Origin of the sequence: Arthrobacter roseus, assembly GCF_016907875.1 — a bacterium.
Taxonomy (GTDB): Bacteria; Actinomycetota; Actinomycetes; order Actinomycetales; family Micrococcaceae; genus Arthrobacter_J; species Arthrobacter_J roseus.
Genome location: NZ_JAFBCU010000001.1, coordinates 2,853,172 through 2,866,919, shown reverse-complemented (window position 1 = coordinate 2,866,919; position 13,748 = coordinate 2,853,172). Strand labels below are relative to the sequence as shown.

Annotated in this window: 12 protein-coding genes; 7 read left to right on the top strand and 5 right to left on the bottom strand. The window is 63.4% G+C overall.

The features are described from left to right. Positions 1-67: 67 nt before the first annotated feature. A complete protein-coding gene (locus tag JOE65_RS13855) occupies positions 68-1,687 on the top strand; it encodes a peptide chain release factor 3 (protein WP_205163744.1) in 1,620 nt (539 codons plus the stop codon). Here the strand turns inward: JOE65_RS13855 and acs are convergent, their stop codons facing one another. Next, entirely contained in the window at positions 1,688-3,649 is a 1,962-nt protein-coding gene (gene acs / locus JOE65_RS13850) for an acetate--CoA ligase (protein WP_205163743.1), read from the bottom strand. Positions 3,650-3,857: 208 nt separating this feature from the next. Here acs and JOE65_RS13845 point away from each other — a divergent pair, with 208 nt between their 5' ends. From JOE65_RS13845 to JOE65_RS13835, 3 genes are read left to right on the top strand one after another with little or no spacing between them, the layout of a single operon-like run. Further along, the gene (locus JOE65_RS13845) at positions 3,858-5,201 is read left to right on the top strand and encodes an MFS transporter (protein WP_205163742.1); all 1,344 of its coding nucleotides are present in this window, start codon (positions 3,858-3,860) and stop codon (positions 5,199-5,201) included. Positions 5,202-5,205: 4 nt separating this feature from the next. Continuing rightward, complete coding sequence (nth, locus tag JOE65_RS13840) at positions 5,206-5,994, top strand: endonuclease III (protein WP_338021652.1); 789 nt, start codon at positions 5,206-5,208, stop codon at positions 5,992-5,994. Between the two features lie 14 nt (positions 5,995-6,008). After that, a complete protein-coding gene (locus JOE65_RS13835) occupies positions 6,009-6,761 on the top strand; it encodes an NUDIX hydrolase (RefSeq protein WP_205163741.1) in 753 nt (250 codons plus the stop codon). Positions 6,762-6,820: 59 nt separating this feature from the next. Here the strand turns inward: JOE65_RS13835 and JOE65_RS13830 are convergent, their stop codons facing one another. Beyond that, complete coding sequence (locus JOE65_RS13830) at positions 6,821-7,789, bottom strand: LacI family DNA-binding transcriptional regulator (RefSeq protein ID WP_205164218.1); 969 nt, start codon at positions 7,787-7,789, stop codon at positions 6,821-6,823. A gap of 281 nt (positions 7,790-8,070) precedes the next feature. On the opposite strand from JOE65_RS13830, the gene galT reads away from it, so the two are divergent. Genes galT through JOE65_RS13815 form a run of 3 tightly spaced genes read left to right on the top strand, consistent with a single transcriptional unit; the run spans position 8,071 to position 10,528 of the window. Continuing rightward, complete coding sequence (galT, locus tag JOE65_RS13825) at positions 8,071-9,165, top strand: galactose-1-phosphate uridylyltransferase (protein WP_205164217.1); 1,095 nt, start codon at positions 8,071-8,073, stop codon at positions 9,163-9,165. Beyond that, positions 9,162-10,340: a galactokinase gene (gene galK / locus JOE65_RS13820; RefSeq protein ID WP_205163740.1), complete on the top strand. Its 1,179-nt coding sequence runs from the start codon at positions 9,162-9,164 to the stop codon at positions 10,338-10,340. Before galT ends, galK begins: the two co-directional genes overlap by 4 nt. Beyond that, positions 10,337-10,528: a hypothetical protein gene (locus tag JOE65_RS13815; protein WP_205163739.1), complete on the top strand. Its 192-nt coding sequence runs from the start codon at positions 10,337-10,339 to the stop codon at positions 10,526-10,528. Before galK ends, JOE65_RS13815 begins: the two co-directional genes overlap by 4 nt. Positions 10,529-10,595: 67 nt before the next feature. On the opposite strand, the gene JOE65_RS13810 is transcribed toward JOE65_RS13815, so the two are convergent. The 3 genes from JOE65_RS13810 to JOE65_RS13800 form a co-directional block, all read right to left on the bottom strand. Continuing rightward, positions 10,596-11,264, bottom strand: coding sequence for a hypothetical protein (locus JOE65_RS13810; RefSeq protein ID WP_205163738.1), 669 nt, complete (start codon positions 11,262-11,264; stop codon positions 10,596-10,598). 49 nt (positions 11,265-11,313) lie between these two features. Beyond that, positions 11,314-11,865: a hypothetical protein gene (locus JOE65_RS13805; protein ID WP_205163737.1), complete on the bottom strand. Its 552-nt coding sequence runs from the start codon at positions 11,863-11,865 to the stop codon at positions 11,314-11,316. A 111-nt stretch (positions 11,866-11,976) separates the two neighbouring features. Beyond that, complete coding sequence (locus JOE65_RS13800) at positions 11,977-13,680, bottom strand: bifunctional 3'-5' exonuclease/DNA polymerase (RefSeq protein ID WP_205163736.1); 1,704 nt, start codon at positions 13,678-13,680, stop codon at positions 11,977-11,979. Positions 13,681-13,748: the final 68 nt, after the last annotated feature.

Genomic DNA, 13,748 nt, shown 5'->3' with positions numbered 1-13,748 from the left:
TGCGCAATCCGGCTAAACTGGTCAGTGGCAGTTCTGCCAATCCCCGATGAGACGTGAAAGCAGCTTCGTGACCCAGCAGGTTCAGCAACCGGTACGCAACCAGGACGGCAGCATTGCGCGGGAAGCCTCCCGGCGGCGCACCTTTGCCGTCATCTCGCATCCGGACGCCGGAAAATCGACGCTCACAGAGGCTCTGGCCCTGCACGCCCGGGTGATCGGTACGGCAGGAGCGACCAACGGAAAAGAGAACCGGAAAGAAACGGTCTCCGACTGGATGCAAATGGAGAAAGACCGCGGCATCTCCATCAGCTCAACGGCCCTGCAGTTCGCCTACCGGGACACCGTGATCAATCTGCTGGATACTCCGGGCCACGCCGACTTCTCCGAAGACACGTACCGGGTGCTCTCAGCGGTGGACTGTGCCGTCATGCTCGTTGACGCGGCAAAGGGACTCGAAACCCAGACCATGAAGCTCTTCGAGGTCTGCAGGCAACGTAATCTTCCCATCATCACCGTGATCAACAAGTGGGACCGCCCCGGGCTGGACACCCTGGCCCTCATGGATGAAATCACTGAACGGACTGGTCTGACCCCGGTCCCGCTCACGTGGGCCGTCGGCATAGCTGGCGACTTTCGCGGAGTGTGGGACCTGCAGAAAAACGAATTTGTCCGCTTCACGAAAGTCAACGCCGGTGCTTCGCTGGCAACCGCGGAACGCCTGAGCCCAGCAGACGCGCTCGAACAGGAAGGGCAAGCCTGGACTGACGCGGTGGACGAAGCCTCCCTGGTCGCCGAAACCGGGCCCTTCGAGGACATGGACGGATTCCTCGCAGGCAAAACCACCCCGCTGCTATTCTCCTCCGCCGTCCAGAACGCTGGTGTCAAGCACATCCTTGACACCCTCGTGGATCTCGCCCCGCCTGCTGGCCCACGCGAAGACGTCGACGGCACACCCCGCCCCGTCGACGCACCGTTCTCCGGCTTCGTCTTCAAAGTTCAGGCCGGAATGAACAAAGCACACCGCGACCACGTGGCCTTCATCCGCGTCTGCTCCGGAATCTTCGAGCGCGGAATGGTCGTCACCCACGCGAGTACCGGGAAATCCTTTGCCACCAAATATGCGCAGCAACTCTTTGGCCGCGAACGCGAAGTGATCGACGAAGCGTGGCCGGGCGACGTCGTCGGGCTGGTCAATGCCTCCGCGTTGCGCGTGGGGGACAGCCTCTACACGGAGCAGGCAGTTCAGTACCCGCCCATCCCGCTGTTTAGCCCGGAACACTTCCAGGTGGCGCGCTCCAAGGACCCGAGCAAATTCAAGCAGTTCCGCCGTGGCATCGTTCAGCTCGAACACGAGGGAATCATCCAGGTGCTGCGATCGGACCTCCGAGGTGATCAAGCTCCGGTGCTGGCCGCCGTCGGGCCGATGCAGTTCGAAGTGGTCCAGGACCGCATGGACCACGACTTCAGCGCCCCCATGCGGCTTGAACAACTGTCGTTCTCGCTGGCAAGGCTCACCACGCCGGAGGCGCTGACCGCTCTCAAAATTGTGCGCGGCGTCGAAGTACTGACCCGTTCCGACGGCGAACTGATCGCCCTGTTCACGGATGTGTGGGCGCTGCGCCGGATCGAGCGTGACTACCCCGAGGTGGAACTGACGCCGATCGGCACCAGCTCCAGCCTGGGGTGACTACTTCCGCATGGACGTAGCGATCTGCTGCATCACCGTGGCATCAGCCAAGGTGGAGGCGTCGCCCACTTCTCGTCCCTCGGCCACGTCCTTCAGCAGACGGCGCATAATCTTACCGGAGCGGGTTTTCGGCAGCTCCGGAACCACCAGAATGTGCCGAGGCTTCGCGATAGGCCCGATCTCCTGACCCACGTGATTGCGCAGGGTGGTGACGATGTCGTCGTCGCTCTTCGCCGAACCGCGCAGAATGACGAACGCGACGACGGCCTCCCCGGTGGTCTCATCCCGTGCGCCCACGACGGCGGCCTCGGCCACCGACGGGTGGCTCACCAGTGCTGATTCGATCTCGGTGGTGGAGAGGCGGTGCCCGGATATGTTCATCACATCATCCACCCGCCCCATGAGCCAGATGTCGCCGTCGGCGTCCTTCTTGGCGCCGTCGCCGGCAAAGTACATGTTGTCGAAACGCGACCAGTATGTTTCTTTGAACCGTTCCGGGTCTCCCCAGATGCCGCGTAGCATCGACGGCCATGGCTCGCGTATCACCAAATAGCCCCCCGAACCGTTGGGAACTGACTGGCCCATCTCATCCACCACGTCCACGGAGATTCCGGGCAGCGGTACCTGTGCCGAGCCGGGCTTGGTGACCGTGATGCCGGGGAGAGGAGAGATCATAGTGGCACCCGTTTCCGTCTGCCACCAGGTGTCGACCACTGGGGCCTTGTCTGCGCCGATGACCCTCCGATACCACATCCAGGCCTCCGGGTTGATGGGCTCACCAACAGATCCTAGAACCCTGATCGAGCTCAGATCATACTTGGCTGGGATCTCGTCCCCCCACTTCATCATGGTGCGGATTGCCGTGGGTGCCGTGTAAAGAATGCTCACCTTGTACTTCTCCACCAGCTCCCACCAGCGGCCCTGATGAGGTGTGTCAGGGGTGCCCTCATACATGAGCTGAGTGGTGCCATTGAGCAGCGGACCATACGTGACGTATGTGTGGCCGGTAACCCAGCCGATGTCCGCTGTGCACCAGAAAACGTCCTTCTCCGGCTTCAGGTCGAAAACGTTCTTGTGGGTGTACGCGCTCTGAGTCAGGTAACCGCCGGTGGTGTGCAGGATGCCCTTCGGCTTGCCCGTGGTCCCGGAGGTGTAGAGGATGAACAGCGGGTGCTCGGCGTCGTGCGCTACGGCCGTGTGCTCCGCGCTGGCGGAATCGACGATGTCGTGCCACCAGAGGTCCAGGCCGTCCTGCCACTCGACGGGCTCACCGTTGCGCTTGACCACCACCACGCTGGTCACGGTGTGGCCTTCCTTCTTGAGGGCCTGGTCCACAGCGGGCTTCAACGAGCTGGGTTTGCCGCGCCGATAAGTTCCATCCGAGGTGACCACGAGCTTCGCCTCGGCGTCGTCAATGCGGCTGCGCAGCGCATCGGCAGAGAAACCACCAAAGACCACGGAGTGCACCGCCCCGATCCGAGCACACGCGAGCATGGTGATCACGGCCTCGGGAATCATGGGCAGGTAGACGGCCACACGGTCACCTTTGGAAACGCCCAGGGATTCGAAGGCATTAGCGGCCTTCTTCACTTCCTCGGTCAGCTGCGCGTATGTGTAAGTGCGGGTGTCACCGGGCTCGCCCTCGAAGTAGATAGCCACCCGGTCTCCGTTGCCCTGCTCAACGTGGCGGTCAAGAGCATTGTATGCGGCATTGACTGTGCCGCCCACAAACCATTTGGCGAAAGGAGCGTCCGACCAGTCGAGAGTTTGCGTGAAATCGGTATCCCAGGTGAGGAGCTCCCGCGCCTGTCTTGCCCAGAATTCAGTCCCTTCGGACTTTGCCTCGTCATAAATGGCAGGTTTGGCAACTGCGGTGGCCGCAAATTCCTCGCTTGGGGGGAACTTCCGGTTCTCCTGCAGAAGGTTCTCCAGTGCGTCGCCCTGATGTTCTTCGTTGGACACTTCCGACCCCTTGTCTGTTCGTGATCACTCTTTTTTGAAACTCTAACCCCGCTTTCCACTCTACGTGTCGTCAGTCACACGCTAAGAGTTCAGTGGCAGTATTTCTGCGCTTAACGGCACGACAGGGTATGGAGAATCAGCTAGTACCCAGCACTCTCCATGGCTAGGCTGGTATCCAGAGAGCAGCCAATGAATGGAGATCCACACGATGAGCGAACCGCATGATGTACAGAATTCCAGGGCTGGGACCGGGGCTTCGCCGTCGGTAACCGGAGCTGCAGGGTCAGCCGGCCCTTCGGGGGCAGATCCCCTGAAGTCCGGCAGCGCGAAGCCGCAGCGGCCCCAAGCCGTCGCAGGTCCGTTTACCCTACGTGATCTCGTGGTGGGCGGATCCGTCCTCTTGATGCTGATCGGCTCGCTGATCCCTTACCTCGTCGGCCCGTTCAACTCCCAGAACATGTGGAACACCTTGCCGTTGTTCTTCCTGGGCATCGGCATCCTCTTGCCGTTGGCCGTCGCAGGGCTTTTTACCGGGCGCCGGCTCAGCCCCACGAGCAGGATTCGAATGGGGTCGCTGTCGCTTGACCAGTTCGGTTCGGTCGTCGCTGTCATCGCGCTGGCGTTCTTCTTCCTGCAGACCGCAAGCGCATTCACTGCCGCGTACCTGGTGGGGCTGATCGGTTCGCTTGGGCTGTTGGCCGCTACGACTCTCGCCCGCTTCATTCCGCCGTTCGCCGTAGACTTCGCCGGGCGCAAGGACGTTCCCGCCCATGTCACAGCGCGCGACGGTGTTGCCCCGACGCCGAAGCCGGCCAAACCAGCAGCTCCTGTTGCGGCGCAGCAGTCGAAGGACCGCCAGTCTGTTCCAGCCCCGTCTGGCCGCTCAACTGAAGATGCTTCCCGGTTTGCTCGCCCGGCAGGCGGTGCCGCTGCGGGCGGTGCCGCTGTCGCTGGTGCTGCTGGCACCACGGCTCCGGCGGAAACGGCCGGTGTAGGGGATGGCCCTGCTCAAGAGGTCGGCGCTGGCGCTGTGGAAAACCGCAAGGGTTACACCGAGGCCAGTGTTGTCCCGGGTGAGGGCGGCAAGAATCACGACATGGCGGCTTCGACGAACCAAGCCCCGACCAACGCTGCCTCGACCAACGATAAAGCTCCCGCTGGCAACGCGTCCGCTGAGAAGGCGTCGGCTGAGAAGGCGTCCGCCGGGCAGAAGCCAGCAGAGCCAGCGGTGGCGCCAGAGCCAGCGGTAGCCGCGACGGCGGTGCATCCGGTGGTCAAGGACGAGCCGATCAGCGCCACCCGTGAGAATGACGAGCATGAGGGAGGGGCCGTTGATGCTTTCTGGTTCGCCGTCGGATCAAATCGTCCGGTCATCGATGAGTCAACTGGCAAGGAGATCTTCATCTTTGAACCCGGAGATTGGGAGTTGTGTCTTGAAGACCGCGGACACGAATTTGTGGTGCAGAACAAACACACGGGCCAGACCGGAATCATGAAGGACCTCTCCGACATTCAGATTCCGCCGTCGGAAGATCACGACTCGAGGAACTGAAGCAGTGAAGGCCTTCTCTGACAGCCCGATTGCCGTCAAACGTCGAGCCCGGCGCATCAACCGTGAACTGGCAGAAACATACCCGTACGCGGTCGCTGAGCTGGATTTTCGCAACGCGTTTGAGCTCCTGGTGGCAACGGTTCTGTCTGCGCAGACTACCGATGTCCGAGTGAACATGACCACGCCGGCACTGTTTGCGCGGTATCCAGACGCCGAGGCTCTGGCTGAGGCTGATGAGACGGAACTGCAGGAAATGATCAGGGCCACGGGCTTCTTCCGCGCAAAGGCGAAGAGCCTGTTGGCTTTATCCAGCCGGATCGTGGACGAGTACGACGGCGCGGTCCCCTCACGTCTGGAGGACCTGGTCACGCTGGCGGGCGTAGGGCGGAAAACAGCCAATGTCGTGCTCGGTAATGCTTTCGGCACACCAGGGATCACCGTCGATACTCATTTCATGAGGCTGTCCCAGCGGTTTGGGTGGACGGCGTCGAAAGATGCGGTGCAGATCGAGAAGGACGTCGGGGAGCTCTTTGCTCCAACAGACTGGACGATGCTCTCGCATCGGGTGGTGTTTCACGGACGGCGGGTTTGTCATGCCAAGAAGCCGGCGTGCGGTGCGTGCCCCGTGGCTCAGTGGTGCCCCTCCTATGGTGATGGTGAAGTTGACCCGGAGAAGGCCCGCACCCTGTTGAAGTATGAACTTGCGCCAGGCAGAGAAGAGTTATTGGAGAAGATGCGGGCGGGCGCTACCCGTAGAGAGCTTCAAGCTGAGGGCTATCCGCTGGGAGCATGAGGGGAAGGGACACCATGTCAGCACGTGAAAGTCTGCACGCGTTGGTGGAACGGTACGGTAACAGTGTCTCCGGCCCTGGCATTGACGCTCGCGCGAACGCCCACAGTATGGATCGGCGCTGGCAGGTGCCGGGTTTCGACGTCGCTCAGGCACGAAATGCTGCTGTCCTCATGTTGTTCGGGCCGTTGGATGACAGCCCGTCACAGTTCCATGCGGACGCCGTCCCGGATGACCTTGATGTTCTTCTGGTTGAGCGTGCGGGCACACTGTCTTCACATGCGGGTCAGGTTGCTTTCCCCGGCGGGCGCATGGACGAAGGGGATGCGGGGCCTGTTGATGCTGCGCTGCGTGAGGCACGGGAAGAGACCGGGTTGGACCCTGCCGGAGTCGAGGTGCTGGGGACCTTTCCCGGCCTTCCACTTCCCGTGAGCAACCACGTGGTGATACCAGTGCTGGCTTGGTGGGCAGCGCCGTCCCCCGTAGCTGTCGTGGATTATGGTGAGTCCGCGAATGTGTTCCGGATCCCGGTTGCAGACCTTCTCAATCCGGCGAACCGTGTCACCGCTGTTGCCCGCAAGGACGGGCACGTTCATCGGAGCCCAGGGTTCACTGTCAATGGCACGCTTGTCTGGGGGTTTACCGGACTTTTGCTGGATCGGGTGCTGCGAGAGACAGGCTGGCTGTCAGCGGTTGAGAGTCAGACACCGGCAGCGGCTTCACGACGATCGGACGCCGGCTGGGGGCCGGATCTTGAGGTGTCGCTCTGAGGCGGGAGAGAACGATGACGGGCAACGTTTTCGGTAGCCCGGGATAGTTCTTGATCCCCTCATTCTTGAAGCATCTGCGTGCTCTCGCGGATGACGAGCGCGGGCGTGCACACGACACGGCGGTCCGGCTGCGCGTTCTCGATTTCGTCGACTAGCATCTGAACGGCGTGGGCGCCGAGTGCGTCGAAGTCCTGTCTGACGGTTGTGAGCGGAGGGAGGTACTGACGGGCATCGTCGATGTCATCGAATCCCACGACGCTGACGTCGCTGGGCACCGTTCGGCCAGCCACCGCAATCGTCCGCAGCACGCCGAGCGCCATCTGATCGTTGGCCACGAACACGGCAGTCGCCTCGGGTGGAAGCACTTGTCCCGCGTCGAAGCCGGAGTCGGCGCTCCAGTCGCCGCGTAGGATGTCTGGGATCTGCCGCGATGCCGCCTCCAGCACCTTTCGCCAGCCGCGCTCGCGCTCTGCTGCGGCAAAAGAACCTGCGGGGCCTGCCACGTGCCACACCGTCTCATGGCCGAGTGCGAGCAGGTGCTCGGTTGCGACGCGCGCGCCCGCTGCGTGGTCGGTCTGTACGGTGCCGAATCGGTTATCGGCGGGCGAGTCCACCACAACCAGTTCGATGCCGGCCGCAACGTCCGCCTCGCGTGCGAACTGGGTGGCCTCGTTGAGTACGATCGCGCCGTCCACTCCTTGGTCGCGCAGCCGCTCGAATGCGTCGTCGACCGCGTCTGGACCGGCCAGTGTCACAACGGTGAGTGCGTAGCCGCGCAGAGCCGCGGCATCCGTAACCGCCTGCAGCATCCGCGAGTTGCCCAAGGTGCCCAGCGTCGAGACGATCAGCCCGATGGTCTGGGTGCGGCCGGTGCGGAGGGCTCGCGCTGCCCGATGCGGTCGGTAGCCGAGCTGTTGCATCGCCGTCGCGACGCGCTCCCGGGTGGCCGGGTCGACCCTCGGGCTGCCGTTGACGACCCGCGACACCGTCTGACCCGAGACCTCTGCCACCCGTGCGACGTCGATCATGGATACACGTCGGCTCGTGGTCACGTCGCCCAGTTCTTCGAAGCTCGATCCCAACCTGTGCCTCGTTCCTGTCGTTTCTGTCCTACGACAACGCGTGCCGTACTCCTCAACTTCGATCCATGTTGACGATAACATGACTGCGTTGGTACCGTGTTGGTGTGAACAGGCCTGAGTTTGGTTCCCCCGCAGTGGAGAACGGTTCCGCTGGCACGCAGCCCGAGCCGATAGACCGGCCAGAAGCGCAGGCCCTCGGCGCGGGCGTCGTCAAGCGCACGACACGAATGGCGGACGGGCGAGAGCTGATCTACTTCGATGACCCCGACACGACACTCGGCTCCGATCGCGCCATCGACGCGCGGACCTCCGATCCACGCCCAGCGACCGCGACGATGCGGCGTGACGTGCTCACCGGCGATTGGATCTCGATCGCCGAAGCCCGGCAAAACCGCGCCTTTCTCCCGCCAGCGCACCTCGACCCGCTTGCGCCGCAGACTCCCTTCAACCCCTCGGAAGTACCGAACAACTACGATGTGGCGGTCTTCGAGAATAAGTCGCCGTCGTTCGGACCGGCTCTCGCGCACACCACCGCCCACGCGCCCGCAGCAGACGACCCCCCGCGCGGCCTCACCGACCTCGACGCACCCGGGTTGGGACGTACCCGCACGTCGGTCGGCCGCTGCGAAGTGGTGTGTTTCTCCCCTGAGCGCGTAGGCTCCTTCGGCACGCAGACCCCCACCCGCGCACGTACCGTCATCGAGGCCTGGGCGGACCGCACGGCGGCTCTGTCGGCTTTGCCCGGCGTGCAGCAGGTGTTCCCATTCGAGAACCGTGGCGAAGAGATCGGCGTCACACTGCAGCACCCGCACGGGCAGATCTACTCTTACCCTTATCTCACACCGCGCACAACAACGCTGCTGTCCTCGATCCAGCGCGAGGGGGGAGACCTGTTTGACCGCATCATCGAGTTCGAGGCAGCGGGGGAGCGCGTGGTGCTCGAAGCCGAGCACTGGATCGCTTACGTGCCGTTCGCGGCACGGTGGCCACTCGAGGTGCACTTGACCCCGCGTCGCCACGTTCCCGACTTCGCGGCCACATCGCCAGCCGAGCGAGACGAGCTCGCCGGCGTCTACCTGCGGCTGCTGCGCGGCATCGATGCGCTGTACGACACACCCACCCCGTACATCGCCGCGTGGCACCAGGCTCCGGTGCACATCGGCCGCGATACGGTGCGCCTGCACCTTCAGCTCACGAGCCCCCGTCGGACCGTCGACAAGCTGAAGTACCTCGCCGGATCCGAGTCCGCGATGGGCGCCTGGATTGGCGACGTATCACCCGAGACGGCGGCTGCGCGCATCCGAGAGGCGATCGACCGGTGACCCAGGAGGCCTCGGCCGACGCCCGAACCCTGCTGTCCACGCTCACCGACGCCACACCACTCGGTGAGTGGTCTGCCCCCGGTCGGGTGAACCTGATCGGCGAGCACACCGACTATAACGACGGATTCGTCCTTCCGTTCGCGATCGACTGCCGCACCTACGTCGCCGTCGCACCGCGCGACGACGCGACCATCCGCGTGGCATCCGCCTTCGCTTCGGACGTAGTCGAAACGACACTGGCCGACCTGCCTACCCGGTTTCCGAACGACCGCAGCCCTGAATGGGCGGCCTACCCGCTCGGCGTCGCCTGGGCGATGGTCCGCGCATCCGGCGTCGACACCACAACGCTGCGCGGGCTGGATCTGGCGTTCGCATCGGAAGTTTCTGTCGGGGCAGGGCTATCTTCGTCCGCAGCCATCGAGGGGGCGACGGCGAGCGCCCTCAACGACATCTGGGCGCTCGGATCCGACCGCGTCGAGCTCGCCCGACTTGGCCGCGCTGCCGAGAACGACGCGGTGGGCGCGCCCACCGGCATCATGGATCAGATGGCATCGATGCTGGGACGGCCGGACGCCGCGATCTTTCTCGACTGCCGCAGTCTGGAGACCGAGGTCGTCACGCTCGGGTTTGCCACGTCGGGGCTTGAGATGCTCGTCATCGACACGAATGTGAAGCACTCCCACGCCACCGGCAGCTACCGCGAGCGCCGTGCGTCGTGCGAGAAGGCTGCCACGATCATGGGCATCGCGTCTCTGCGCGAGCTTCACATGGACGACCTCGAACGCGCAGAGCAGATGATGGATGACGTGACGTTTCGTCGTGCCCGCCACGTTGTGACCGAGAACCAGCGAGTGCTCGATGCCGTCCGGGTGCTGCACGACGACGGTCCGAATGCCATCGGCGACCTGCTGTTGGCCTCGCACGCATCCATGCGCGACGATTTCGAGATCTCCGTTCCCGAACTCGACACCGCGGTCGAAGCCGCGGTGTCGGCCGGTGCGATCGGCGCGCGGATGACAGGCGGTGGCTTCGGCGGCGCGGCCATCGCCCTGGTCGACCGGGCCAAGCTCGAACGGGTGAAGGATGCCGTGACCGCCGCCTTCGTGGCATCCCGCTTCGGTGCCCCCACGCTGTTCACCGTCGCTCCCTCGGAAGGCGCACGACGCGACGCGTGAGCCGCGCATCCGAAGTCACGCGGCTGACGGCACCAAGCGCCCTGTTTGGACGCTTGGTGATTTACCGGGCTGGTGCTGAATCAACAGTGGATTATCGAGCACCGGTGGAAGGCACGGACGGATCGCCGGAAGCGGCTTCACCACGACCCTACGCCGGCTGGGGGCCGGACCTGGATGTGCCGCTCTGAGACGGGAGGGAACGATGACGGGCAGTGTTTTTGGTAGCCCGGGATAGTTCTTCGGTTTCCGGACCAACTAGGGCAGTTTTCCAGATTCGATGACACCTTTAACCTCCTTGGCCGACTCCAGCCGGTCGTAGGCAGCCTTTCCCCACTTAATGGACTTGAACGTCAGCGGCAAGCCCGCGGCGGCGAAACTTCCAAGGTGAATGGAGCGATCAATCAGAGTGTCTCCGGATGCGTACTTTCCCCAGAAAGTCTTTTCGACACCGAGCAGTGCAGTTTCTTTCGACATACTCAAGGGGCCATTGCCGATGAAGGCTGAGCCTCGATCGGTCCACTTCGTCACGTTCGTGATCGCGGGAGCAAGAGGTTTGGTGATCCATTGAACTCTGCCCGAGCCAGCCGTTGCGAGGCGTGCGAACTGTGCCCCATATCCAGTTGCTCGGATAGTGATGTTGGTTGCCCGTGCAGCGGCGACAAGTCCGCTAATGGCACTTGTGATTCGTATGACCATCGCGGCAGTGCGGCCAGCTCCAACGATACCAGCTACAGCACCGGCTCCGCCGAGTGTGACGAACGAAAGAATACTTCCGGCGATAATCAGGGCAGATACTTCCCTTGCGAAGGCCATGGCTTCTTGCCGGAGCTCCTCGTGGGCCTGCTCGACGCTCGCAGCGTAACTGGTGCACGCTGTGGCGAGGCCTCTGGCGTCTTCCGCCAAATCAGCTGCTGCGCCGTCCATCAAAAGGGACCGTTCTTGAAGTAACGTGAGGTCTCGTGCGCTCAGGTGATCAACAGATGCACGGACGTGCGTGATGGAAGCTCGTCTCAGCTCGTCCAGTTGGTTTGCAAGGTTTGACCACGTTGCCGGCGGCACCGCGCAACGGCTCTGGGTCTCCGGTTGGCCACATGGCGCCGGTGATGCCCTCCACGATATCCCATCCGACTGGGGGAATCCCGGGATTGACGGACTGCCCGGCGGTGGGAAGCGAGCTGAGGCAGACATCTGGCACGGCGGGAGAAAGAGCTGGGTGGGTCAGCAGCGAGACTCCAAGTGAGGCTATATGCTCGGCCTGAATGTACTCGCCCGCAGCCAGTGTCATGGCGCGGGAAGTGTCGGAACAAGCGATGGCCAGTTCCTGCACGGATGACGTCAACAACTGCGCCGCAGGATCGTATTGGGTGGCCCAGTCCATGCCGGCTCCATCCCATCCGGCCATTCCACCGCTGGACTGTAGCGCTGACACCGTACCCGAAACGGCATCGTGCGCCGCGTTGCCGGCAACGGACGCATGCAGCGCAGAGTCCAGGTATCGATCAGTATTGATGGTCAGGATGGTCACAGCGGCAGTACCCCTTCGGTCCCATGTCACGGCTTTACCCGTGACGCTACGGGGCCGGGTTCCGCGGCGCCACGGGTAGGAACCCAACTGTGGATAACCCTGCCGTGCGGGTTATTTCGCGTCCGCGTAGGAATCGACAACTACCGCATTGACGGGAAAATCGATGGGGATGTTTCCGAAGAGCAAGTGAGTGGCAGCGGCCGCTGAAGCCTGCACGATGGCCTCCACCTCCTCGACGCATTCATCCCGCACATGCAGGACCACCTCATCGTGGAGGAAGAACACCAGCTTGCCCAGTGCCGGGCCGGGTCCCGCGGCGGTTCGCAGTCGCCGTCGTAATTCCGCCAGCCAGCACAGGGCCCATTCGGCGGCCGTCCCCTGAACCACGAAGTTTCGCGTGAACCGTCCGCGTGCCCTGGCGACGCCCTCGGCTCGTCGCTGCTCGTCCGCCGTCGTACTCTGTTGCGCCTGTAGCCAGCGCGGTGAGGGCGGCGGGCAGCTGCGGCCGAGATGACTCGAGACGACGCCACCGGCTTCGCCTTCGCGGGCCGCATGTTCAACGACGGCGATAGCCTGCGGATAGGTGCGCGTCAGCTGCGGCATCAGGCGGCCGGCTTCGCCGCTGGTGGCGCCGTACATGGCGCCGAGCATGGCGATTTTCGCGGTGGACCTGTCGCCGCCGAAACCCTGGTCTGCGATTCCTTGATAGAGATCGCGTCCACGAGCGGCGGCGGCGAGCGCAGAGTCTTTGGCCAAAGCCGCCAGTACACGAGGTTCGAGTTGCGCTGCGTCGGCCACAATGAATCGGTGCCCGGGGTCTGGACGGGACGCGTCGCGGATGACCCGCGGGATCTGCATCGCACCTCCGCCACGGGAGGCCCACCGGCCGGTGACAACGCCGCCCACCACATATTCGGGGTGGAAACGGCCGTCGTGAACCCACGCGTCCAGCCAGGTCCAGCCGTTCGCTGTGACGAGCCGCGAGAGCTTCTTGTACTGCAGCAGGGGTGCGATGACTGGGTGGTTGTGCTGTTCGAGTTCCCACTGCCGGGTTGTTTTGACCTCGAGGCCCGCTCGGTGGAGGGCTCGAAGGAGTTCCTGAGGTGAGTCTGGATTGAGGGTGGGATTTTTTAGTGTGGTGCGTAGTTCCCCGGCTAGCCGCTCCAGTTCAGGTGGGCGGTGGCCTTCGCGTGGCCGCGGTCCTAGGGCAGTGGTGAGGATGTCGTTGTGGACGTCTTCGCGCCAGGGCATACCGAAGTGTTCCATTTCGGCGGCGACGAGCGCGCCAGCGGATTCCGCTGCGGTCAGGAGGGTGAGCCGATGGGCTTGGGGGGATTGTGCAATCGCGGCCAGCTGGGCCTGCAATTCATCGCGGAGGTCCTCGAGCGGCATTCCGGAGGTAGTTGGCCCGCTCTCGAACAGGGTTCCCTGGTCCGGTGCTGGGGGCGGGGGCTGCAGCTGTCGGGGGAGTGCGTCCTCGGTATCGTCGAGTGGTGCGGAGTGAAGGACTTCAATGTAAGGAGATGGCGCTGCCGACGTGGCGAATCTGAGGATCCCGCGGATCAGTGTGACGTCGTGGCACCGCTCAATGTCAATGTCAGTGGCGTCTGCGAGGAGCTGCGGATACCAATCGCGGACGTTTTCGAACACCCAGCGGGGACGTTTTGTTTCTAGCTTGGCTATTTTCCGGGGAAGGTCCGCTAAGGGTACGACGACGGCGTCAGCAGTGGGGTGGCCGACGTCGTCCAGCGCTTGCAGGTGGACGCCCTGAGGCTCAGCCGTGCCGTGCGCCGATGCCGACACCAGAATGTACATGAATCCATTCTCGCGCAGGGGTACGATTATTCCTCCACAGGAGCGTTCTGACGCACCGTTTTCCACAT

Bases quoted from the DNA above. Each gene is read 5' to 3' on its own strand.
- JOE65_RS13810 (WP_205163738.1), bottom strand. From the start codon at position 11,264: ATGGACGGCGCAGCAGCTGATTTGGCGGAAGACGCCAGAGGCCTCGCC.
- JOE65_RS13830 (WP_205164218.1), bottom strand. From the start codon at position 7,789: ATGATCGACGTCGCACGGGTGGCAGAGGTCTCGGGTCAGACGGTGTCG.
- JOE65_RS13800 (WP_205163736.1), bottom strand. From the start codon at position 13,680: ATGTACATTCTGGTGTCGGCATCGGCGCACGGCACGGCTGAGCCTCAG.
- JOE65_RS13845 (WP_205163742.1), top strand. From the start codon at position 3,858: ATGAGCGAACCGCATGATGTACAGAATTCCAGGGCTGGGACCGGGGCT.
- JOE65_RS13835 (WP_205163741.1), top strand. From the start codon at position 6,009: ATGTCAGCACGTGAAAGTCTGCACGCGTTGGTGGAACGGTACGGTAAC.
- galT (WP_205164217.1), top strand. From the start codon at position 8,071: ATGGCGGACGGGCGAGAGCTGATCTACTTCGATGACCCCGACACGACA.